Origin of the sequence: Xylanibacter brevis ATCC 19188 (assembly GCF_000621725.1) — a bacterium.
Taxonomy (GTDB): Bacteria; Bacteroidota; Bacteroidia; order Bacteroidales; family Bacteroidaceae; genus Prevotella; species Prevotella brevis.
The window spans coordinates 1-20,909 of the sequence record NZ_JHXM01000027.1 but is presented as its reverse complement, the minus strand read 5'-3'; the positions used below and the strand labels follow the sequence as shown (position 1 = coordinate 20,909).

Below are 20,909 nucleotides of genomic sequence, written 5' to 3'. Positions count from 1 at the left end.
GTCTTGTAATGCACTCTGACCAGGGGTGGCACTACCAACACCTGATGTATCAAGAACTGCTCAAAAAACATGGTATCGTGCAAAGCATGTCCAGAAAAGGAAATTGCTTGGATAATGCAATGATGGAGAACTTCTTCGGTCTGATGAAGAATGAACTGCTATACATTAATCAGTTTGACTCCGTAGAGGATTTTGAGCAGCAACTGAAGAAATATATTCTCTGGTATAACAATAAAAGAATAAAATTGAGGTTAAAAGGAATGAGCCCGGTACAATACCGAGCTCACTACTATAGAGAGATTAATAATTAACGATTAATTTAACGTCCAACTTTTCGGGGGCACTTCAGATCCGTTATGCACTTCTTTTGTTTGTTCGTAAAAAAGTATGTTCGTTTGTTCTTTCAGTCGCTTCGCTTGGTGAAAGCGGCAGAGCCGAGCGATTATGTCTTTTAAATCCGTTATTATGTCTTTACCCCCTCTGTTATTGTGTCTTGATGTTGCGCGGATGGTGTTCCAGGATCTCGCGCCGCAGGCTCTGTGTGGAGATGTGTGTATAGATCTCGGTGGTGCCTATGGACTCGTGGCCCAATAAGGCCTGTATCACCCTTAGGTCGGCACCACCCTCTAGCATGGCCGTGGCGAAAGAGTGGCGCAGGGTGTGGGGCGAGATGACCTTATGGAGGCCAGCGGCGGCAGCCTGCTCTTTGAGCATGATGAGAATCATGGTGCGCGTGAGGTGAGCACCACGACGGTTCAGGAATACATAGTCCTCTTCACCCGGCTTGATGTTCAGCGACTGGCGCCACGGCAGGTAGTCCTTGATCTCGTGGAGCGCCCGCTCAGAGATGGGCACCAGGCGCTCCTTGGAGCCCTTACCCATGATGCGCAGGTAGCGCTCGTCCTCGTAAAGGTCGGACCACCGCAGGTTCACCAACTCTGACACACGCAGACCGCAGGAGAACAGCACCTCGATGATGGCGCGGTTGCGATGGCCCTCGGGCTTAGAGAGGTCGATGGAATCTTCCAGCTGGTCCACTTCGCTGGGCGTCAAGAACTCAGGCAGATGTTGTCCCAGCACGGGCGACTCGAGCAGTTCGGTGGGGTCGCTGTCCAGATAACCGTCGAGCACCAGGAAGCGATAGAACGCCCTAACGCCACTCAAGATGCGACACTGCGACCGTGGCCCGATGCCAATGTCGTGCAACTGTGCGGCAAAGGCCTGCAGATGGTGCAGTTGCACATCGACCACACTGATGCCTTCGCCCTGCAGATAGCCCAACAGCTTCTGCAAGTCGCGACGATAAGCATCGAGCGTATTAGGCGACACGCTGCGTTGCAGTTTCAGATAGCGCTGATAGTCAATGACTATCTTTTTGGTCATCTCATCGACTTTCATCGCAGCAAAGTTACACTTTTTCCGTGAAAATCATCCTCTTTTCAATTATTTTATTTACCTTTGCAGCCATAGGCTGCTGTGCTCACTCGTGCATGGCCGTTTTGTTGGCGCTATAGCATTAGCAAGTCAGTGGCCTTGTCGAGACAAACCACAAAAGAAGATGAAGATTCAGATTATCAATGGACCCAACCTCAATCTGTTGGGAAAACGCGAACCGGGCATCTACGGTCAGCAGTCGTTCGAGGACTACCTGAAGACACTGCGTGCGCAATATCCCGATGTGCAGATAGACTACTATCAGAGCAACATCGAGGGTGAACTGATCAACAAAATGCAGGAGGTGGGCTTCGACTACGACGGCATTGTGCTGAATGCCGGTGCCTATACGCACACCAGCATTGCGCTGCAAGACTGCATCCGCTCGCTGAAGAGCCCCGTCATCGAGGTGCATATCTCTAATGTGCATCAGCGCGAGGAGTTCCGCCATAAGTCGATGATCTCGTGCGCCTGCAAGGGTGTGATCTGTGGCTTCGGCATGAATAGCTACCGTTTGGCCGTCGAGGCGCTGAAAGCATGACGATAGACGAGTACATACTGAAGCATATAGACCAGGAGCCAGAGTATCTGTACAGGCTCTACCGTGCCACCAATATATATATGTTGCACGGACGCATGGCCAGCGGCCACCTGCAGGGACGACTGCTGAAGATGCTGGTGCAGATGATACGGCCCAAGAACATCCTGGAGGTGGGCACCTTCAGTGGCTACAGCGCCCTGTGCATGGCCGAAGGACTGGAGGAGGGCGGCAAGCTCTACACCTTCGAGATCAACGATGAGCAGGAGGACTTCACACGGCCGTGGATAGAGAACTCGCCCGTGGCCGACAAGATTGAGTTTATCATTGGCGATGCCATCAGCGAGGCCCCGAAGCTGGGCGTCGTGTTCGACATGGCTTTCATCGATGGCGACAAGCGCACGTACAAGGAGACCTACGAGATGGTGCTCTCGATATTGCGACCTGGCGGTTTCATACTGGCCGACAATACGTTGTGGGACGGCCACGTGGTGGATCCCGCCTACGCCAAAGACCAGCAGACCCGTGGCATCGAGACCTTCAATGACTATATAGCCCAGGACGACAGGGTGGAAAAGGTGATACTGCCCCTGCGCGATGGACTGACATTGATTAGAAAATGCCCCTAAGTTCTTGGACGAGCCAAGCGGCAAAGCCGAGCGAGGGGGCTGGGGGTCTGAACAGGCGCAGACTCCCTTTCGAAATATAAACTAAAATGGGCTGATAAACGCTTGTTCAGACCCCTGTTCCCCCTAACTTAGGGGGCCTAAGAATTATGCAAGAAACAAGACAGAACAAAATAGCAAGACTGCTGCAAAAGGAGCTGAGCCTGATCTTCCAGGAGCAGACACGTGCCATGCACGGCGTGATGGTGAGCGTGACCCGCACAAAGGTGTCGCCCGACCTCAGTATTTGTACGGCCTATCTGAGCATCTTCCCCTCGGACAAGGGCGAAGAGATACTGAAGAACGTAGAGAAGAGTGCATCGCAGATCCGCTATTCGCTGGGTCAGCGCGTGCGTCATCAGCTGCGCATCATCCCCGAACTGCGCTTCTTTATCGACGACAGTCTGGACTATATCGAGCGCATCGATGAACTGTTGAAGAAATAAGAAAGTGAAACGTGAAGAGTGAAGAATAGGCTATTGTCGCATGAACTTTCCTTTCTACATAGCTAAGCGCTATATCTTTTCGAAGAAATCTACCAATGTCATCAACCTCATCAGCGGCATCTCTGTGCTGGGTGTGGCGGTGGCAACCATGGCGTTGGTGGTCACGCTGAGCGTGTTTAATGGGTTCAGCGACTTGGTGGCAACGCTCTTTACGGCTTTCGACCCGCAGATAGAGATCACACCAACACAGGGTAAGACGGCACCTGCCGACGACCCCGTGCTGACAGAGATTCGCCAGTTGCCGCAGATTGACGTGGCCACCGAGTGCGTAGAAGACCAGGCGCTGGCCATCTATAACGGACGGCAGGCCATGGTGCAGATCAAAGGCGTGGACGATAACTTCGACCAACTGACGCACATCCGCGAGATTCTGTTGGGCGACGGCACCTTCGAACTGCATGCTGCCGACATACAATACGGCATCATGGGCGTGCGACTCGCCGACCAGTTGGGCACGGGCATCTACTTCGACCAGCCCTTGCGCATCTTTGCGCCCCGCAGAGAGGGGCAACTGGACATGAGCGACCCGGCCGAAGGATTCGTGGAGGATGAGCTTTATTCGCCCAACTGCGTGTTTGAAGTGCTGCAAGGAAAATATGACAGCCGGTATATACTGACCAGCATTGGCTTTGCGCGTCGCATCTTCGACCAGCAAGGCATGATCTCATCGCTCGAGCTCCGCCTGAAGCCCGGTAGCGATTTCGAAAAAACAAAGGCGGAAATAAAACGTATTGCAGGCGACAACTACCAGGTGCTGGACCGTTTTGAACAGCAGGAGGACACGTTTCGCATCATGAAGATAGAGAAACTGATAGCCTATATCTTTCTGACCTTCATCCTGCTGGTGGCTTGTTTCAACATCATCGGGTCGCTGTCTATGCTCATCATCGACAAAAAGGATGATGTACAGACGCTGCGCAACCTGGGAGCCAACGACCAGCAAGTGTCTCAGATCTTCCTCTTGGAAGGTTGCCTGATCTCATTTTTCGGCGCTTTCATCGGCGTCTTGGTGGGCCTGTTGCTGTGCTTCCTGCAGCAGCAGTTTGGCATCATCGGCCTAGGCTCCACCCAAGGTTCGTTCATCGTGGATGCCTATCCAGTGAGTGTTCACCCCACAGACGTGGTGATTGTGTTCCTGACGGTCATCGTGGTGGGTTTCCTCTCGGTGTGGTATCCCGTGCACTACTTCTCGCGCCGACTGTTGAAGTAGGCGTTTATCCTAATAGTTTTCTGGTGTCTTCAAGGATGGCGAGCAGCTCATCCATCTTGTTGGTGCGCAACATGGCGATGCGCGTCTGACGGAAGTTGGGTATAGCCTTAAAGATCGGTGTGGCTGCCAAGTGACGACGGGTGTGAAGAATGCCTCGCAGTTCGTCAATGCGCTCCACGTTGATGCGCAATTGTTCTTCAAGAACATCTAGTTTCTGGTTGAAATCGAAGGTTTCATCGACAGTTCCGTGGTCCAGATAGTCGCGTATCTCCTTGAAGATCCAGGGGCGGCCGAAGGTGGCTCGACCCACCATCACAGCATCTACGCCGTATGTCTCGAAGGCACGCTTGGCCTCTTCGGGCGAGGTGATGTCGCCATTACCAATGATGGGAATGGTGATACGGGGATTGCGCTTCACCTCACCAATCAGGGTCCAGTCGGCTTCGCCAGTGTACATCTGAGCACGGGTGCGACCATGGATGGTCAGGGCCTTGATGCCACAGTCTTGCAACTGCTCGGCCAGGTCGGTGATGATGAGCTGATCTTGGTTCCATCCCAGACGCGTCTTGACCGTGACGGGCAGTTTGACAGCATCCACCACCTTGCGTGTGATCTCCAGCATCAGTGGAATGTTTTGCAGCATGCCGGCACCGGCACCCTTGCCTGCCACCTTTTTCACCGGACAACCGAAGTTAAGGTCGATCAGGTTGGGGCCTGCCTGTTCTACAATCTTGGCAGCCTCGACCATTGCATCGACATCACGACCATAGATCTGAATACCTACGGGGCGCTCTTCGTCGCTGATAACCAACTTCTGCTGGGTGGTCTTTACGTCGCGTATCAAGGCCTCGGCCGACACAAACTCAGTGTATACCATCGATGCCCCAAACCGCTTGCACAGCAGTCGGAACCCAATGTCGGTCACGTCCTCCATCGGTGCCAGGAACACCGGCTGCGAACCAAATTCAATATCTCCTATTTTCATCTTTCTGTTATTATTCCCTTTTATGTTCTAATGATAGCTGTTGCGAAGCAACGTAAGCTCATGTCTCTTTTTATCTTCAACGACTATACGAACCACTCTCTTCTATTTCAAGAGATGATAAGTGCCGCCTGCCATGGCACGCACCACGCCCTTCATCTCCATCTGGAAGAGCAGACCGGTGAGTTGACCTATGGGTATGTGTGCCTTAAGCGACAGATGGTCCAGCTGTAGGTCACCGATGGCGTGCAGCACGTCAACAACCGCCTGTTCTTCAGGCGAGAGGTTGGGAAAGAGATCGCGCTCGATACCCTTATCGTGAGCCTGTTTCAGCTGTTGATCAGACTGCCATCCCATGAACGAGACAAAGTCCTCGGCGCTGGTGATGAGCTGAGCGCCATTGTCGCGAATCAGGTTGTTGCAGCCCTCACTATAGGGTGCTCCGACGGGGCCGGGGAAGGCAAACACCGAACGGTTGTAGTCCATGGCGATGCGAGTGGTGATGAGACCGCCACCCTTGCCTGCACTCTCCACTAAGATGGTGGCATCGCTCATGCCCGCCACGATGCGGTTGCGCTTCACAAAGTTGATCTTGTCTGCCCGGGTCTGCGACATATATTCTGTGAGCAAGCCTCCATGCGTGACCATCTGCTTGGCCGTGTCGCGATGGGCAGCAGGATAGAGGTCGTCGAGTCCGTGCGCCAGCACGCCCACCGTCTCATAGCCGTTCTCCAGCGCCTGCCGGTGGGCATTGATATCCACGCCATAGGCCAAGCCGCTAACGATGAGCATATCGGGACAAAGCCTCTGCAAGTCACCGATGAAATGGCGTATCAGGTCCTGACCGTAGGTGGTGCAGTGGCGAGTGCCAATCAGGTTGATGACCCGTCGCTGGTTGAGCGGTGCCGAACCCAGGTAGTACATGATGATCGGCGCATCGGGACATTCGCAGAGTCGCTGCGGATAGAGCTCGTCGCCCAGCATCAACGGTTGGATGCGGTGCTTGGTAATGAACTCCATCTCCTCGGCCGCACGTGCCAGAGGCAGCGACCAGTCCTTCAGGTTCTCAGCCAGACGGTCGGTGCAGTCGGGAACCACCTCCTTGATATCGTTGCGATGGTCATAGACAGCCTGTCCGCCTCCCAGTTGGCGATACAGCTGCAGCGCCGTCTGGAAGTTGAAGCCCGTCATGCGGGTCAGCGCAATCGTATAATATACCTCCTGCTCGTTTGCTAAGCCCCCTAAGTTAGGGGGTTGGGGGTCTGAACTGGCGTTCTTCTTATATCTCTCCATATATTCTCTGATGCTCTTAATTACATCGTCAATATGATTTTCTACTTCTTCATTTCTAAATCGTAAAACATTTATTCCATTCTGATTTAAGAAAGAAGTTCTATCCTTATCCTTTTGTTGATTCTCGGGAGTGTCATGTATCTCACCATCTATCTCTATGCACAGTTTAAGTTCTGGGCAGTAGAAGTCAAGGACGTAAGGGCCGAATCCGTGTTGTTGACGAAAGCGGAACCCGTCTAATTGCCTTTTGTTGAGATGCTTCCACATGATGCACTCCGAAGGTGTGCGGGAACGACGGAGTAATTGCCGGTATTCCTTGGTAACTGGATGGTTTGAGTATCTCATGAATCGGCTGGTTGTTCAGACCCCCAACCCCCTAACTTAGGGGGCTAATGAATCTCTGGAAGGCTGCGTCGTAGTCCTCGCTATTGCCCAGACGACCATTGACGAGACACACCAGTTCTATCTTGCCACGGAAGCACAGCTGTTCGTCGCTGGCGCGGTAGATGTCCTGATGGAACACATACTTGATGCCCTCCTTGGTCAGGTTCAGTCGTGAGATAAACTCATCATCGGGTCGCAGGGGCACCTTGTATTGCAGTTGCATGCGTGCCACAACGGCATCCACGCCCTTGTTGTGCATCTCGGCAAACGAGAGGCCGCACTCTTTCAGGAAAAGGTGGCGCGTATGTTCGCAGTAGTGCACATACTGAGCATTATTCACGATCCCCTCAATGTCGCATTCGTAGTCACGAACCTCCATGCGTGTCTCAAAAATGTATTTCATGTCGTCAAGTGTTTATGCGGATGCAAAGTTACAAATAAAATCTTTAAACCTTTGACATTTTAAATAAAATGAGTATCTTTGCAGCATAAATATTTGTTACTTAAGAAAATGAAACTACACTCGAAAAAACTACTCTTTGCTATGCTCTGCCTGTGTTCTGCCGTTGCGATGGCTCAGAACAAGGTGCTTGTCTATTCTCCCGATCCGTCAGCTGGTCTTCATGTGGCCTTACAGGAAAAACAAGGATGGAAACATCTGGGCCAATTGTGTGGCAGCGATTACGGCACGTGGGGTCCCGAGAAAAAGATGCATCATCCCACCGTTTGTCGCGCCGATGATGGAACGTGGCGACTGGTTTTTCAAGTAAACAACGTGACACCTTGTGTTGCGGTGGCCTATGGTCGCGACCTGGTGACCTGGCGCCCGCAGGACTATCCCCGCATGCAGACCAAGAACTGTCTGGAACCAGTGGTGCGCGCCGCTGGAAAGAACTTCGAGATACAGTATGTGAGCGAGGGTAAGCACTATCGTGTGAAGGCCGAGGCCGATTTCCGCCATTTCTCTAAGGAAGAACTGCTGGCAGACCATGAGCTGTTTAAGGTGGAGCGCACCAGCGCTTCGGTGGATGGCAAGAAGGTGAAGGGCCAGGTGTTCGACCTGAACGATGCCGAACTGCTCGCCGTTCGTGAGCATTTCACCAACTTATCCATCGATGGCGGTTTGTCGGCAGAACGCATGTACGACGATGCTAAGACCTTTGAAAAAGTGCTGGACAAGGACGATCCCACCGTCTTCGGTATCCTCGACGTGGATCTGCGCAAGGAGAAAACCATCAGCGACAAACTGATAGGCATCTTCTTCGAGGACATCAGCTATGCTGCCGACGGCGGCCTTTACGCTGAACTGGTGCAGAATCGCGACTTCGAATACTCTGGAAAAGACCGTCGAGGCTGGCATGCCACCACCGCTTGGCACGCCTCTGAGCCTATCCGCATAGCCACCACCTACCCGCTTTCGGCCCAGAATCCCCACTATGCCATCCTGCAAAGCGACACCATCGTGAACGAAGGATGGGACGGCATCGCCGTGGAACAAGGAAAGAAGTATGACTTCTCGATGTTCATCCGCGGTCAGAAGTTGTTCCAGATAGCCCTGTTGGCAGAAGACGGCAGCGTGATAGCCCGCTCAGAGTTGAAGTCAAAGACCATCGACTGGCAGCGCTACGAGACCACTCTGGTGGCTCAGACCACCTGTAAGAAGGCCCGTCTGGCCGTCATCCCTATGGGAAAAGACGAGGTAGCCGTGGATATGATCTCGCTGTTCCCCCGCGATACGTTCAAGGGTCGCAAGAACGGTCTGCGCAAAGACCTGGCCGAAACCATCGCAGCCCTGCATCCTAAGTTCGTTCGTTTCCCCGGTGGATGCATGAGCCACGGTCAGGGTCTGGACAACATCTACCACTGGAACCACACCGTGGGCCCGCTGGAGAACCGCACGCCCGACATGAACATCTGGAACTACCACCAGACACGCGGCCTGGGCTTCTACGAATACTTCCAGTTCTGCGAGGATATTGGTGCCGAACCGCTGCCTGTTTTGGCAGCAGGTGTGCCCTGTCAGAACTCCGCCAACAACGCCGAAGGCTTTGGTGGTCAGCAGGGTGGCATCCCCATGGCCGACATGCCAGCCTACATTGACGAGCTCTGTCACTTGATAGAGTGGGCCAATGGCAATCCCGCCACCAACAAATGGGCCAAGATGCGTGCCGAGGCTGGTCATCCGAAGCCCTTCAACCTGAAGTATCTGGGCATCGGCAACGAAGACATCATCTCTACCGTCTTTGAGGAACGCTACGAGATGATCTGCAAAGCCATGCGCGTGTTGCATCCCGAAATTAAGATTTGTGGCACGGTAGGTCCCTTCCACTATCCCTCAGCCGACTATATCGAGGGCTGGGATTTTGCCAAAAAGCATCCTGACTACCAGTACATGACCGACGAGCACTACTACGAATCAACAGGTTGGTTTATGTATCATCGTGACTATTACGACAACTACGACCGCAAGGCGCCCAAGGTTTATCTGGGCGAGTGGGCCGCATCGACCAAGGTGAAGCGCCCCAACCTGGAGACGGCCCTGGCCGAAGCGCTCTACCTCACCGACATCGAGCGCAATGGAGATGTGGTCGAAATGACGTCTTATGCCCCCATGCTATGCAAGGACGGTCATTCAAACTGGAATCCCAACATGATTTACTTCGACAACACCACCGTGCGCACCACCCCAGCCTACGAGGTGCAGCGCCTGTTCTCTGTGTGCAGTGGCGATCGCTACATCAGCAGTACGCTGAAGCTGGACAATCAGGATCTCGACTATCGTGTGGGAGCCAGCGTGGTGCGCGACTCTAAGACAGGCAACCGCTACCTGAAGTTGGTCAACGCACTGCCCGCCACCCTGAAACTCACGGTGAAAGGCATCAAGATTCCGCAGAACGCCAAGTGCTATCAGTTCACGGGCAAGGATGTGGAAGACCAGCAGGCTAAGGCCGAGTATATGGAGGTGACCGACCCAACCATCCTGCCCCCTTATTCATTCAGAATCATCAAACTATAACTTTAAGATATGAAAACAGCTACTTTACTAACAGTAAACCTACTGCTTGCTGCAGCGACAGCAAACGCACAAGTCAATCTAAACATTGATGCCCAGCAGCGTGGACCCAAGATCAGTCCTACGCACTACGGCATCTTCTTCGAAGACATCAACCACGCAGCCGACGGCGGACTCTATGCCGAGCTGATCCGCAACCGTTCTTTTGAGGATGGACCGAAATACGGCGCACCAGCCGATATGCAGGCATGGTGTGTGGATGCTGTGTTCCCTTCGGAGATCACCAGCGAACTGATCAAGCCCAGCAAGAAAGTGAAACTGCTCAGCACTGCTCAGCACCATGCACTGAAGATGAACATCAAAGCCACCACCGAGGCACCTGCCTTCCTGGTGAACGAGGGCTATTGGGGCATCAATGCCGTACAGGGCCGCACCTATCGCCTCTCGTTCTGGGCTATGGGCAAGTATAAAGGCACCATCAAGGCCCGCCTGCAGGCCGACGGCAAGACGGCCACCACGGGTTCTGCCATCTATGCCGAGGCTGTTGCTACGCCTACTGCCGAGACCCGTGGCACCTGGCGCAAGTACACCGCCACCCTTCAGTCGGATGCCAACGATGCCAAGGCGCAGTTTGCCTTGGTCTTTGACGGTGCAGGCACCCTCAGCGTGGATGTCGTCAGTCTCTTCCCTCCCACCTTTAAGAACCGCGAGAACGGCATGCGTCCCGACTTGGCCAACATGCTCTGGCAGATGCATCCCAAATTCATGCGCTTCCCTGGTGGTTGTTTCGTGGAAGGACAAGAGAACCCCGAGAATGCCTTCCACTGGGAAAAAACCATCGGCTCTATCGAGGATCGCGAGGGTCACTGGAACGTGAACTGGGGCTATCGCACCACCGACGGCATGGGCTTCCACGAGTATCTGCAGTTGGCCGAAGACCTCGGAGCCAAGCCGCTCTACGTGGTCAACGTTGGATTGTGGCACGGTGGCAAGACGGCTGTCGAGGATATCCAGCCTTGGATCGACGAGTGCTTGGCTGCATTGGAGTATGCCAATGGTGATGTCACCACGAAATATGGTGCGCTGCGTGCCAAGAACGGTCACCCCGCACCCTTCAACATTGAGTATCTGGAGATAGGCAACGAGAACAACCAGCCCGACCAGAACCAGCAGAGCGACCGTTACTACGAGCGCTACGACAAGTTCCGCCAGGTGCTGCGCGCCAAGTACCCCAACATCAAGCTCATTGGCAACGTGGTGGCTTGGGGCGACGACAATCCCAAATGGGAGAGCGACCTCGAGGTGGATCTGCTCGACGAGCACTACTACCGCAATCCTGCATGGTTTGCAGACGCTTTCCACAAGTACGACAGCTACGACCGCAAGGGCCCGAAGATCTACGTCGGCGAGTATGCCGTGACCAGTGGTTTTGGCGACCTGGGCAATATGAATGCTGCTCTGGGCGAGGCCGTGTATATGATGGGCATCGAGAACAACAGCGACATGGTGCCCCTGAACTCTTACGCCCCTATCTTCGTCAACGAGAACGATGCCAAGTGGCGTCCCGACATGATTCGTTTCAACTCCAGTCGCGTGATGGGCACACCGTCTTACTACGTACAGATGCTGATGCCTCAGAACATTGGCACGCAAGTGGTAAAGGTAGAACAGGACAATCCCTACGAGGCCAAGCGCCTGCAGGCGTCGGTTACGCCCAAGCGCAGTCGTGCCGGCTTTGCCACATGGGCCACAAAGGCCACGTTTAAGCCCAACGAAGAGATGGAGCGCGTCAGTGGTGAGTGGAACTTCGACGACGGTATGGTGGCTCAGCGCAGCATGCGCGAGCAGTGTGTGGCCATCGAGAAGCGCATCATCGACGGCGACCACTACACGCTGAAGTACCGTGCTCGCAAGGATAGCGGCCGCGAGGGCTTCATCATTGTCTTCAACTATGTCAACGACCAGAACTACTGCTGGGTGAACTTCGGTGGCTGGGGCAACACACAGCACGGCATCGAGCAGATCGTAGGCGGCAGCAAGATGCAGACCGACACCAAGCGTGGCCGCATCGAAGAGGGCCGCTGGTACGACGTCACCATCGAGGTGGCTGGCGACAATGTGAAGGTATGGCTCGACAAGGAGCTTATCTTCGACACCATGCTGAAGCACGACACGTCGAAGGGTCTCTTCTCTTCGGCCACCATCGACGAGAACACTAACGAGCTCATCGTGAAGGTGGTGAACACCGGCGACGAGGCTACCACCGCAGCACTCAACCTGAGCAACTTCTCGGCCAAGTGTGCCCGCGTGATTCGTCTCTCTGCCAACGATGGCATGGATGAGAACACCCTTCAGCAACCCACTAATATTCATCCTGTAGAGCAGATTCTCTCGCCTGAAAGCGCAAAGAAAGTGCTGGTAGAAATTCCTGCATACTCTCTCAATATCATCCGACTCAAACAGTAATAATCTTATATAGTATGTGCTTATGAATATCAGAAAGATGATGCTGCTGGCCGTTCTCTTTGTGGCGGGCCAGATGCAAGCTCAGGAAGAGCTGAAGGTATGTGGACAGAACGTTCAGAACTATTTCATGACGTTGGATCGTGGACGTACTGATCCTACGAACGCAACATGGTCGTCGCCTAATAGCTTTTATAACACAGCAGAGGGTTTCAATAAGAAGACTTCTATGTTGATTAGTGCCTTGGCTCCATTGCAGGCTGATATCTATGCTTTCAACGAGGTGGAGTGCAAACCAGAGGTACTTCCTTATCTGGCCCAGAAGATGGGTGAGGCAAATGGTTATACCTATGCAGCTGTAGCTGATGGTTTGGATTACGACACGAGTGATCCCAACAATGCCAGTGGTGTGATCAAGTCTGGTTATATCTATCGTACTGATAAGGTGAAGACCTATGGCGAGAACAAATCGGCAGCTATAGGATACAGTTATTATATATATCCTAACCAGATGCGTATTCAGACTTTCGAGTGCATACAGTCTGGCGAGCGTTTCACTTTGACAATGAATCATTTTAAAGCTGGTAGCACAGAAGATGATATGAGCAAGCGTATAACCAATATGAGTGCTTTGCTTCAGGCTTTCAGCTTGGCGCTCGACCCCGATATCCTGGTGATGGGCGACTTGAATAGTCAGATGGGTGAAGAGTGTTTGAACATGCTGGTGAATGCCGGTTATGAAGAGCAGATTCTGAAGTATGACCCCACTGGCGCTAATGTCTATTCGCACTGCTATGGTGGTGGTGAACTCATTGACCACGTCTTCGCGAATGCTTCGATGGCTGCTCAAGTGACAGCTGCTCAGGTTTATCATATTGCCAACTATTGTTCTTTGAGCGATGAAGACAAGGCATATTCAGACCACGATCCTTATATGGTAACACTGAGCCTGGATAAGGACGCCTATAAGCCAGACCTTATCTACTACACTAAGGCTACCAGCGTAAGCACAGACAAAGAGTATCTGATGGTATGCGACTTGAATGGCGGCTTGAAGGCTGCTAAGCCAGTGCCTGCAGGTAAGGATTATGATTATCTCTACACAGAGTCTGTTACTGAAGAGAATGGTGCTATCGCCCTCGCAGAATGCCATTTCGCTTTTACCTTTGAGGATGCAGGCAACAATACCTATTATGTAAAAGATGCTAATGGGCGTTATGTCTATCAGAATAACAATGGCGGCAGCTATTATGCCACGGTTGCCGCAACCACCAACATATCTTTGGCTCAACCTTTCAGTGTCACACTGCAAGGCGACGGAACCTTTAAGATCCTGAACACAGTGAGCAACTGCTATTTCCAGGGAATGGTTTACAACAGTACCACTCCTGAGTTTGCTCTCTACGATCAGGCACGTAACTTCCGTTACATGCCTTGGCTCTATGAGAAGAGCGATGGCAAACCAACTTCTTCTATCACAGAGATTCCTTCATTCAGTCAGCAGAGCATGACCATCTATGACCTGCAAGGACGTAAGGTTAGCACGACGCTGAAGTCTGGCCTTTATATCATGAATGGAAAGAAGGTATTGGTGAAGTAAGGACGATTACTTGTCGAATATAAAACAGGTGCAAAGTTTGGCAGATTGAAAGATTCTGCTTAACTTTGCACCTGTTATGTTATGTTTATGAAAGAACAGAGGCTGAAACGGATTTTAGCAGCACGCTTGTTGTTGGCAGTGTTCCTGCCCATGTTGCTGCTGACATCTCTCCACAGGCACGACTTCGCGCAATTATCGCACGAAGACTGTGAAGCTTGTGTGAACCATGTCTCGCACTCAGGCCACCTGTCAACGGCAGCCTTCTCGCTGCACGACTGTGTCATCTGTCAGTTTACCAGCATCAGTTATGTCGTAGCTGCGGCTGTTATGCTGGCTGTTCTTGGCTGTGCTGTCTTTCGTTTTCATGCTGTCACCAGTGTTGCCTGCGTGATGCGGGTTGTCAATAGGTGGCATGGTAGGGCGCCCCCGTGTTGTTTCTGAACCATTCATGAGACTTTATTTTAATTCAGAAACAACAAACAACAAAACGATGAACAGAAAAACTATTTTCCTGTCATTGTTGTGCTATGGCTCAACGATGACAGCTCAGAATGCATCCGACTCTTCGGACGTGTTCTATAAGCACTTGAAACTAAACGAACTGACGGTAACAGGTGTTACCGGACAAACCAAGCTGCGCGATATGCCAGCACCCGTAACGCTGATACGCTCAAAGGAACTGCGTGCCTCTGTAGGTACGAACATCATCGATGTGGTGAGCCATCAGCCTGGTATGGCACAGTTGACAACAGGCAGCGGCATCTCGAAACCCATCATCCGCGGTCTGGGTTATAACCGTGTGCTGGTGGTCAACGACGGTGTTCGTCAGGAAGGTCAGCAGTGGGGCGATGAACACGGACTGGAGGTTGACGACCAGGCAGTCAGTTCTGTTGAGATACTGAAGGGTCCTGCCTCGCTGATGTATGGCTCCGATGCAATGGCAGGCGTCCTCATCCTACATAGTGCGCCTACACTGAGCGAAGGACATATGCGTGGTAGCGTCACTTCTGGCTACCAGACCAACAATGGTATGTTTGACTATTCGCTCAACTTTGCCGGCAATCAGCAGGGCTATGTGTGGAATGTGCGCTACAGTGAGAAACTGGCTCACGAATATAAGAATCCCGTTGATGGCTATGTTCCCGGCACACAGTTGCACGATCGGGCTGCCTCTCTCTTGTTGGGCATTAACCGTGAGTGGGGACATTCACACCTGAAGTGGGATGTGTTCCATCTTACGCCCAGTATGGCGGAGGGAGAACGTGACCCATTGACTGGTGAGTTGGAACATGAATATAACCTGAAAACCTATCATAAGGCACTGCCTTTCCAACAGGTGAAGCACTATAAGGCCACCTGGGACAACGCGCTGAACCTGGGAAAGGGTGAACTGAAGACCATCATTGCTTATCAACAGAACAAGCGTCAGGAGTTTGAGGACAGCAGTGTTGATCCAGAACTGTATTTCCGCCTGCACACCCTGACGGGTGATGTGCGTTGGGTGCAGGATATTGCCGACTATAAAGTGGCTGCAGGTGTGGCCACCATGTATCAGAAGTCTGAGAACTTGGCTGAGGAAGCACTGATTCCTGCCTATCATCTTTTCGATATCGGCGGTTATGGAACCGTACAGAAAACCATTGGCCAGTGGACCATGAGTGGTGGTCTGCGTGCAGATAATCGTCACATCCACGACTATGGCAACTTCAGCGGATTTACGGGAAGTATTGGTTCGGTGTATCGCGTTTTAGAGACTGCCGACCGCTCGTTGAACCTCCGTTTGAACATGGCGCGTGGCTTCCGTGCGCCGAACATGAGTGAACTGGGTAGTGATGGTGTGCACGAAGGTACCATCCGCTATGAGGTTGGTAATAAAGACCTGAAGTCGGAGTACAGTTGGCAGGGTGACCTTGGCATAGACTACGAAGGTCAGATGGTATCGGCACAGTTGAGCCTGTTTGTGAATCGCATCGAGAACTATATCTTTGCTCACCGCATCCCGCTGGTAATGGATCCTGCCTATAATACCTATAGCTACACGCAGGGTGATGCTGTGCTGAAGGGTTTCGAGACACGTGTCGATTTCCACCCCATTCACCGCATCCATTTTGCCAACTCCTTCTCGTATGTTGATGGCCGACAGCTCCACCAGCCTAAATCCTCACGCTACCTGCCTATGATGCCGGCTCCCCGCTGGACTTCAGAGTTGAAGTATGAGATTACGCACTACGAGCACCATTTCACCAATAGCTACGTGGCTGTGGGTATGGATTGCTTCTTAGAGCAGAATCATTTCTACGAGGCTGACGACACGGAGACGCGCACACCCAGCTATACCTTGTTTAATATTAGTGCAGGTACAGACCTGAAGTTGGGCGGAAAAAAGGTGGCTGAGCTCTATCTCACGGCGCAGAACCTCTTCAACCGAGCCTATCAGAATCACCTGAGCAGACTGAAATATACCGATGTCAACGTGGTAACGGGACATCAGGGCATCTATAACATGGGACGTAACATTACCTTCAAGGTGGTAGTGCCCATCTTTATGTAATAACAGGAATGGAAGCAAGCGAATTGTTTCAGATATGTGCAGAACTGGCTATGACCGACCCTTCGGGGCCGGCCATACGTCAGATGCATGAGCTGTTGGTCCTTGCTTCTGCCGAAGGGTGTCGCCAGCAGGGTGGTACCTTTGGTAACCTTTTCTCACAGATAGACTGGGTTTGCAAGCAGTTGCATGTCAGTCGTGCAGAGACACAGGCCATCCAGACGGCTCGTCGCCATTCCAATCTGTTGCAGTTGCCTACTGCCGACGACTGGCTCTACGACCTTCGAGCTGTGGCTCGCTATGTGTCGCGCGTCTTCCTGGCCGACATCCCCGGCTCGTTGCTTCGCCTGCTGCCCGCCAACAGCAAGCCGCAGTCTGAGCATTTGAAGGTCAACAAACTGTATATCCGTTGCATTGTACGTTCGTTTGACGACCATATCATCGTTGCCGATGCCGATGAGGGTGAACTCCACATCGACTATGCCAACACTGAGGATGGTCGCGACTTCGGCTATCTGAAAAAGGTGCTGCGCGAGGGTATGCAGCTCAACTTGCTGGACTGCCATGTCGATGCACAGGTCATAACGCCTCAGGTCATTGTCGTTGAGCCCGATTTCCTATTGGATATCTCTTCACTGGCTGCCTGTTTCACTGCCTATGGCCATCACCCCTTGCTTTATACCGTCAACCGGTTGAAGCCGCAGTCCAACACGCAAGCCACTCTCTTGGGAAACTTCGCAGGTACGGCGCTCGATGATGTTATCCATCATCCCGACGTCACCTTGCAACAGTCCTTGCAGCGTTCCTATCGAGAGCAGGCCGACCGCATTCGTGCTTGTGAGGACTTCGATCAGGAGAAGTTTGAACAGGCGGCTGCACAACAGATGCAGAACATCCGTGAGGCGGTGGCGGTGTTGGCACCACAACAGGCTTTGCTCGAGCCTTCGTTCATCTGTGAGCGACTGGGATTGCAGGGACGAGTCGACCTGATGACTGCCGACATGCAGTTGCTGGTGGAACAGAAGTCGGGTAAGAACATGAAGATAGAGTATCAGAGCCACGATGCCCACGGCATGCAGTTGGAGAACCACTACGTGCAGCTGTTGCTCTATTATGGTATCTTGCGCTATAACTTCGGCAAGAGCGACCGTCAGGTGGACACCCGCCTGCTCTATTCCCGCTATCCCGCAGCCAAAGGTCTGGTTGTGGTCAACTATTATCGCACCTTGTTTCGTGAGGCCATCCGCCTGCGCAACCAGATTGTTGCCACCGAACTGCTTATCGCCCGCGATGGCTTCGGACGTATCCTGCCGCTGCTCTGTGCCGACGTAATCTATAAGGATGTGGCGCGCGATGGTTTCTTCCACCGCTTTGTGCTGCCCGAGGTAGAGCGGCTCACCTACCCGCTCGCACGGCTCACCCCGCTGGAGCGGGCCTACTTCGAGCGCATGATGACCTTCGTCTATCGCGAACAGCAGTGCCAGAAGCTGGGCGTCATCGAGGGACAGGGCGGCGCCACCAGCGACCTGTGGCAGATGCCCCTCAGCGAGAAGCGCGACACGGGCAACATCTATACCGACCTGACCGTCGTTGACCGCCAGCGCTCGGCCGACGATGGCGGCTACGACCTGCTCACGCTGCATCTCGCGGCTGAAGCCCTTCATGCCCCCATCAACTTCCGTACGGGCGACATGGTCTATCTCTACCGCTACACCGAGCAACCCGATGTGCGCCAGAGCATCCTCTACAAGGGGGTGCTGCAGGACATCAAGAGCCAGCAGCTGGTGGTGTTGCTCAACGACGGACAGCAGAACCCCGACACGTTTCCGCTGTATTCCACCCATTGGGCCATCGAGCATGGTGGTAGCGATGTGGGCACCAACAGTCAGATACGTGGTCTCTATCAGTTTGTGACGTCGGCCACGCCACGCCGCCAACTGCTGTTGGGACAGCGCCAGCCCGAGGCCAACACCTCACTGTCGCTCACGCAGAGCTATCATCCCCACTACGACGACATCCTGCTGCGCGTGAAACAGGCGCGCGACTACTTCCTGCTGGTAGGCCCTCCGGGCACCGGCAAGACATCTATGGCCCTGCGCTTCATGGTGGAAGAGGAACTGAAGACGGCACCTGCCGACCAGTCTATTCTGCTCATGGCCTACACCAACCGGGCGGTAGATGAGATTCGCGCCATGCTCAGCGATGCCGGTCTGGCCGACAACGAGCGCATCCTGACGGGCACCACGTCGATGATGCAGGCACGCCCGTTCCTCATGGCTGGTCGCCACTTCTCCATAGCCATCATCGACGAGGCCTCACAGATTCTGGAGCCCAGCATCATCGGTCTGCTCAGCAACAGCGCCATCGAGCGCTTTGTGATGATTGGCGACCACAAGCAGTTGCCTGCCGTGGTGCAGCAGACGGCCGAACAGGCTGCCGCGGACAACGACGCACTGCTGTCTATCGGCCTCAGCGACTGCCGCCAGTCACTCTTCGAGCGCCTCTACCGCTGGGAACAGCAGCAGGGCCGCACTGCCTTCGTGGGCACCCTGAACCACCAGGGACGCATGCATCCCGAGGTGGCCTCGTTCCCCAGCACCATGTTCTACCACCAAGAGCACCTGCAGCCTGTGCCACTGAAGCACCAGTTGGAGGGTGCCCTCAACTATACGCTGCCGGCACAAGATGCCTGCGACCAGCTGCTCAAGAGCCGCCGCATGCTCTTCCTGCCCGTGGTCCCTGCGCAGCCGTGCCTCTCGCCGAAGTCCAATGCCGACGAGGCCCGCGTGGTGGCCGACCTCCTGCGCCGCATCCGCCGCTTCTATGGCGAGCAGTTTGATGCCCAGAAGACCGTGGGCGTCATCGTGCCCTACCGCAATCAGATAGCAGCCATCCGCCAGGCCTTGGCCGACGACCCTGCCTTTGCCGATGTCACCATCGACACCGTCGAGCGCTATCAGGGCTCCCAGCGCGAGGTCATCATCTATTCGTTCACCGTCAGCCGGCGCTACCAGCTGGACTTCCTCACCAACAACAGCTACACAGATGCCGACGGCAGCGTGGTGGACCGCAAACTCAACGTGGCCCTGACGCGTGCGCGCCGCCAGATGCTGATGGTGGGCAACCCCAACGTGCTGCAGTCCAACCCCCTTTTCGCCCAGCTCATCGCAAGATTTTCCTAGAATTGTTTTGCAGGAACGAAAGTTTTTCGTACTTTTGTCCGCGATTGTGAAACTATTAAACCAATTACTATCATGAAAAAAATCAGTTTGAAAGTAGCTGCCGTTTTGCTCTCGGGCGCGTTCCTGTGCAGCTCTTGTATCGGTTCTTTTAGTCTGTTCAATAGCTACGAAAAGTGGCAGTGCAACATGACCAGCAACAAGTTTGTCAATGGTATCGTAGGTCTGATCCTGCAGCCCATCGTCGGTGGTGTGTGCCTGTTTGTAGATGCCGTCGTGCTGAACACCATCGAGTTCTGGACGGGCAGCAATCCCATGGCTGTCAACACCATCCAGCAGGTGAAAGGACAGGATGGCCGCTACTATGCCGTCAAGACCCTGAAGAACGGTTACGAGGTGAAGGCGCCTACTGGCGAGGTGACCTACTTCATTCACAACGATAAGAACGACTCTTGGTCTATGCAGCAGAACGGCATCACCAAGGAACTGTTCCGCTTCAACAACGATGGCACCATCGAGGCCGTGCTCCAGAATGGCGAGAAGATGACGGTGACCAACGACGAGGCTGGCCTGCAGAAAGTACAGGAAGCAGTCTATACCGACAACTTCTTTGCTTTGAGATAAGAGAATCATCCCCTACTCGCCCCTTAACAGGGCGTGAGACAATACATAACAGTGCCACTATTCGCTCGGAATAGTGGCACTGTTGCGTTTATAAACTACGTCATTGGTTATGCTATAGTTAAACTCTTGAAGCGAATCTAGAGTCTAGAATAAGTAATTCTAGAGTCTGGAATGCACGCATCTAGACTCTAGAACCGAGCGATCTAGACTCTAGATGCACTGCAAAAGTGGCACTATTGCAACATAAAAGTGGCACTATTGCAACATAAAAGTGGCACTATTGCAACATAAAAGTGGCACTATTGCAACATAAAAGTGGCACTATTGCAACATAAAAGCGCCGCTATTCGCGTGGAATATCGGCGCTATAAGTGTTCGATAGTCGTTATCGTGACTCCATTTCCCTTGCTGTGTCCGCCAGCATCACCAGCGGTCTTTGGTGATGATGTCGTCAGACCATCGATGATCCT

The 20,909-nt window shown here is 53.2% G+C and carries 16 protein-coding genes and 1 pseudogene; 12 read left to right on the top strand and 5 right to left on the bottom strand.

Annotated features, from left to right (window positions below; all coding sequences use genetic code 11):
* Positions 1–311: IS3 family transposase (locus T433_RS0112365; RefSeq protein ID WP_027456017.1), on the top strand; the 311-nt coding region annotated here is incomplete at its 5' end.
* Positions 312–483: 172 nt separating this feature from the next.
* On the opposite strand, the gene T433_RS0112360 is transcribed toward T433_RS0112365, so the two are convergent.
* Positions 484–1,398, bottom strand: coding sequence for a site-specific tyrosine recombinase (locus T433_RS0112360; protein ID WP_027456016.1), 915 nt, complete (start codon positions 1,396–1,398; stop codon positions 484–486).
* Positions 1,399–1,558: 160 nt separating this feature from the next.
* Here T433_RS0112360 and aroQ point away from each other — a divergent pair, with 160 nt between their 5' ends.
* The 4 genes from aroQ (at position 1,559) to T433_RS0112340 (ending at position 4,353) form a co-directional block, all read left to right on the top strand.
* Complete coding sequence (gene aroQ / locus T433_RS0112355; RefSeq protein ID WP_027456015.1) at positions 1,559–1,975, top strand: type II 3-dehydroquinate dehydratase; 417 nt, start codon at positions 1,559–1,561, stop codon at positions 1,973–1,975.
* Positions 1,972–2,601, top strand: coding sequence for an O-methyltransferase (locus T433_RS0112350; RefSeq protein ID WP_027456014.1), 630 nt, complete (start codon positions 1,972–1,974; stop codon positions 2,599–2,601). Before aroQ ends, T433_RS0112350 begins: the two co-directional genes overlap by 4 nt.
* Positions 2,602–2,747: 146 nt before the next feature.
* Positions 2,748–3,083, top strand: coding sequence for a 30S ribosome-binding factor RbfA (rbfA, locus tag T433_RS0112345; RefSeq protein ID WP_027456013.1), 336 nt, complete (start codon positions 2,748–2,750; stop codon positions 3,081–3,083).
* Between the two features lie 40 nt (positions 3,084–3,123).
* Complete coding sequence (locus T433_RS0112340) at positions 3,124–4,353, top strand: FtsX-like permease family protein (RefSeq protein WP_027449315.1); 1,230 nt, start codon at positions 3,124–3,126, stop codon at positions 4,351–4,353.
* A 4-nt stretch (positions 4,354–4,357) separates the two neighbouring features.
* Here T433_RS0112340 and dusB read toward each other — a convergent pair whose 3' ends face one another.
* The 4 genes and pseudogenes from dusB to T433_RS0112320 form a co-directional block, all read right to left on the bottom strand.
* On the bottom strand, positions 4,358–5,338 hold the full coding sequence (gene dusB, locus T433_RS0112335) for a tRNA dihydrouridine synthase DusB (protein WP_027449316.1): 981 nt from the start codon (positions 5,336–5,338) through the stop codon (positions 4,358–4,360).
* Between the two features lie 102 nt (positions 5,339–5,440).
* On the bottom strand, positions 5,441–6,526 hold the full coding sequence (gene dprA / locus T433_RS0112330) for a DNA-processing protein DprA (protein WP_044109960.1): 1,086 nt from the start codon (positions 6,524–6,526) through the stop codon (positions 5,441–5,443).
* A gap of 114 nt (positions 6,527–6,640) precedes the next feature.
* Positions 6,641–6,973: pseudogene (locus tag T433_RS17070) on the bottom strand (endonuclease domain-containing protein); the annotation flags it as partial.
* A gap of 31 nt (positions 6,974–7,004) precedes the next feature.
* Entirely contained in the window at positions 7,005–7,415 is a 411-nt protein-coding gene (locus T433_RS0112320) for an acyl-CoA thioesterase (protein WP_027456011.1), read from the bottom strand.
* Between the two features lie 108 nt (positions 7,416–7,523).
* Between T433_RS0112320 and T433_RS0112315 the strand changes: the two genes are divergently transcribed.
* From T433_RS0112315 to T433_RS0112285, 7 genes are all read left to right on the top strand, one after another.
* Positions 7,524–10,028, top strand: coding sequence for an alpha-L-arabinofuranosidase C-terminal domain-containing protein (locus T433_RS0112315; protein WP_044109955.1), 2,505 nt, complete (start codon positions 7,524–7,526; stop codon positions 10,026–10,028).
* A 9-nt stretch (positions 10,029–10,037) separates the two neighbouring features.
* Positions 10,038–12,491: an alpha-L-arabinofuranosidase C-terminal domain-containing protein gene (locus T433_RS0112310; protein WP_044109949.1), complete on the top strand. Its 2,454-nt coding sequence runs from the start codon at positions 10,038–10,040 to the stop codon at positions 12,489–12,491.
* Positions 12,492–12,513: 22 nt separating this feature from the next.
* Positions 12,514–14,088, top strand: coding sequence for a hypothetical protein (locus T433_RS0112305; protein ID WP_027456008.1), 1,575 nt, complete (start codon positions 12,514–12,516; stop codon positions 14,086–14,088).
* Between the two features lie 87 nt (positions 14,089–14,175).
* The gene (locus T433_RS16570) at positions 14,176–14,529 is read left to right on the top strand and encodes a hypothetical protein (RefSeq protein ID WP_155808508.1); all 354 of its coding nucleotides are present in this window, start codon (positions 14,176–14,178) and stop codon (positions 14,527–14,529) included.
* A gap of 49 nt (positions 14,530–14,578) precedes the next feature.
* A complete protein-coding gene (locus T433_RS15435) occupies positions 14,579–16,639 on the top strand; it encodes a TonB-dependent receptor plug domain-containing protein (protein WP_248616527.1) in 2,061 nt (686 codons plus the stop codon).
* Between the two features lie 8 nt (positions 16,640–16,647).
* The gene (locus T433_RS0112290; RefSeq protein ID WP_027456007.1) at positions 16,648–19,818 is read left to right on the top strand and encodes a DEAD/DEAH box helicase; all 3,171 of its coding nucleotides are present in this window, start codon (positions 16,648–16,650) and stop codon (positions 19,816–19,818) included.
* A gap of 72 nt (positions 19,819–19,890) precedes the next feature.
* Positions 19,891–20,439 (top strand): DUF3332 domain-containing protein, encoded by a 549-nt coding sequence (locus T433_RS0112285; RefSeq protein WP_027456006.1) that lies wholly within the window; start codon positions 19,891–19,893, stop codon positions 20,437–20,439.
* The last annotated feature ends 470 nt before the right edge of the window (positions 20,440–20,909 follow it).

Bases quoted from the DNA above. Each gene is read 5' to 3' on its own strand.
- T433_RS0112315 (WP_044109955.1), top strand. From the start codon at position 7,524: ATGAAACTACACTCGAAAAAACTACTCTTTGCTATGCTCTGCCTGTGT.
- dusB (WP_027449316.1), bottom strand. From the start codon at position 5,338: ATGAAAATAGGAGATATTGAATTTGGTTCGCAGCCGGTGTTCCTGGCA.
- aroQ (WP_027456015.1), top strand. From the start codon at position 1,559: ATGAAGATTCAGATTATCAATGGACCCAACCTCAATCTGTTGGGAAAA.
- T433_RS0112320 (WP_027456011.1), bottom strand. From the start codon at position 7,415: ATGAAATACATTTTTGAGACACGCATGGAGGTTCGTGACTACGAATGC.
- T433_RS0112340 (WP_027449315.1), top strand. From the start codon at position 3,124: ATGAACTTTCCTTTCTACATAGCTAAGCGCTATATCTTTTCGAAGAAA.
- T433_RS15435 (WP_248616527.1), top strand. From the start codon at position 14,579: ATGAACAGAAAAACTATTTTCCTGTCATTGTTGTGCTATGGCTCAACG.
- dprA (WP_044109960.1), bottom strand. From the start codon at position 6,526: ATGACGGGCTTCAACTTCCAGACGGCGCTGCAGCTGTATCGCCAACTG.
- T433_RS0112290 (WP_027456007.1), top strand. From the start codon at position 16,648: ATGGAAGCAAGCGAATTGTTTCAGATATGTGCAGAACTGGCTATGACC.
- T433_RS0112285 (WP_027456006.1), top strand. From the start codon at position 19,891: ATGAAAAAAATCAGTTTGAAAGTAGCTGCCGTTTTGCTCTCGGGCGCG.
- T433_RS0112310 (WP_044109949.1), top strand. From the start codon at position 10,038: ATGAAAACAGCTACTTTACTAACAGTAAACCTACTGCTTGCTGCAGCG.
- T433_RS0112305 (WP_027456008.1), top strand. From the start codon at position 12,514: ATGAATATCAGAAAGATGATGCTGCTGGCCGTTCTCTTTGTGGCGGGC.
- T433_RS0112350 (WP_027456014.1), top strand. From the start codon at position 1,972: ATGACGATAGACGAGTACATACTGAAGCATATAGACCAGGAGCCAGAG.
- T433_RS0112360 (WP_027456016.1), bottom strand. From the start codon at position 1,398: ATGAAAGTCGATGAGATGACCAAAAAGATAGTCATTGACTATCAGCGC.
- rbfA (WP_027456013.1), top strand. From the start codon at position 2,748: ATGCAAGAAACAAGACAGAACAAAATAGCAAGACTGCTGCAAAAGGAG.
- T433_RS16570 (WP_155808508.1), top strand. From the start codon at position 14,176: ATGAAAGAACAGAGGCTGAAACGGATTTTAGCAGCACGCTTGTTGTTG.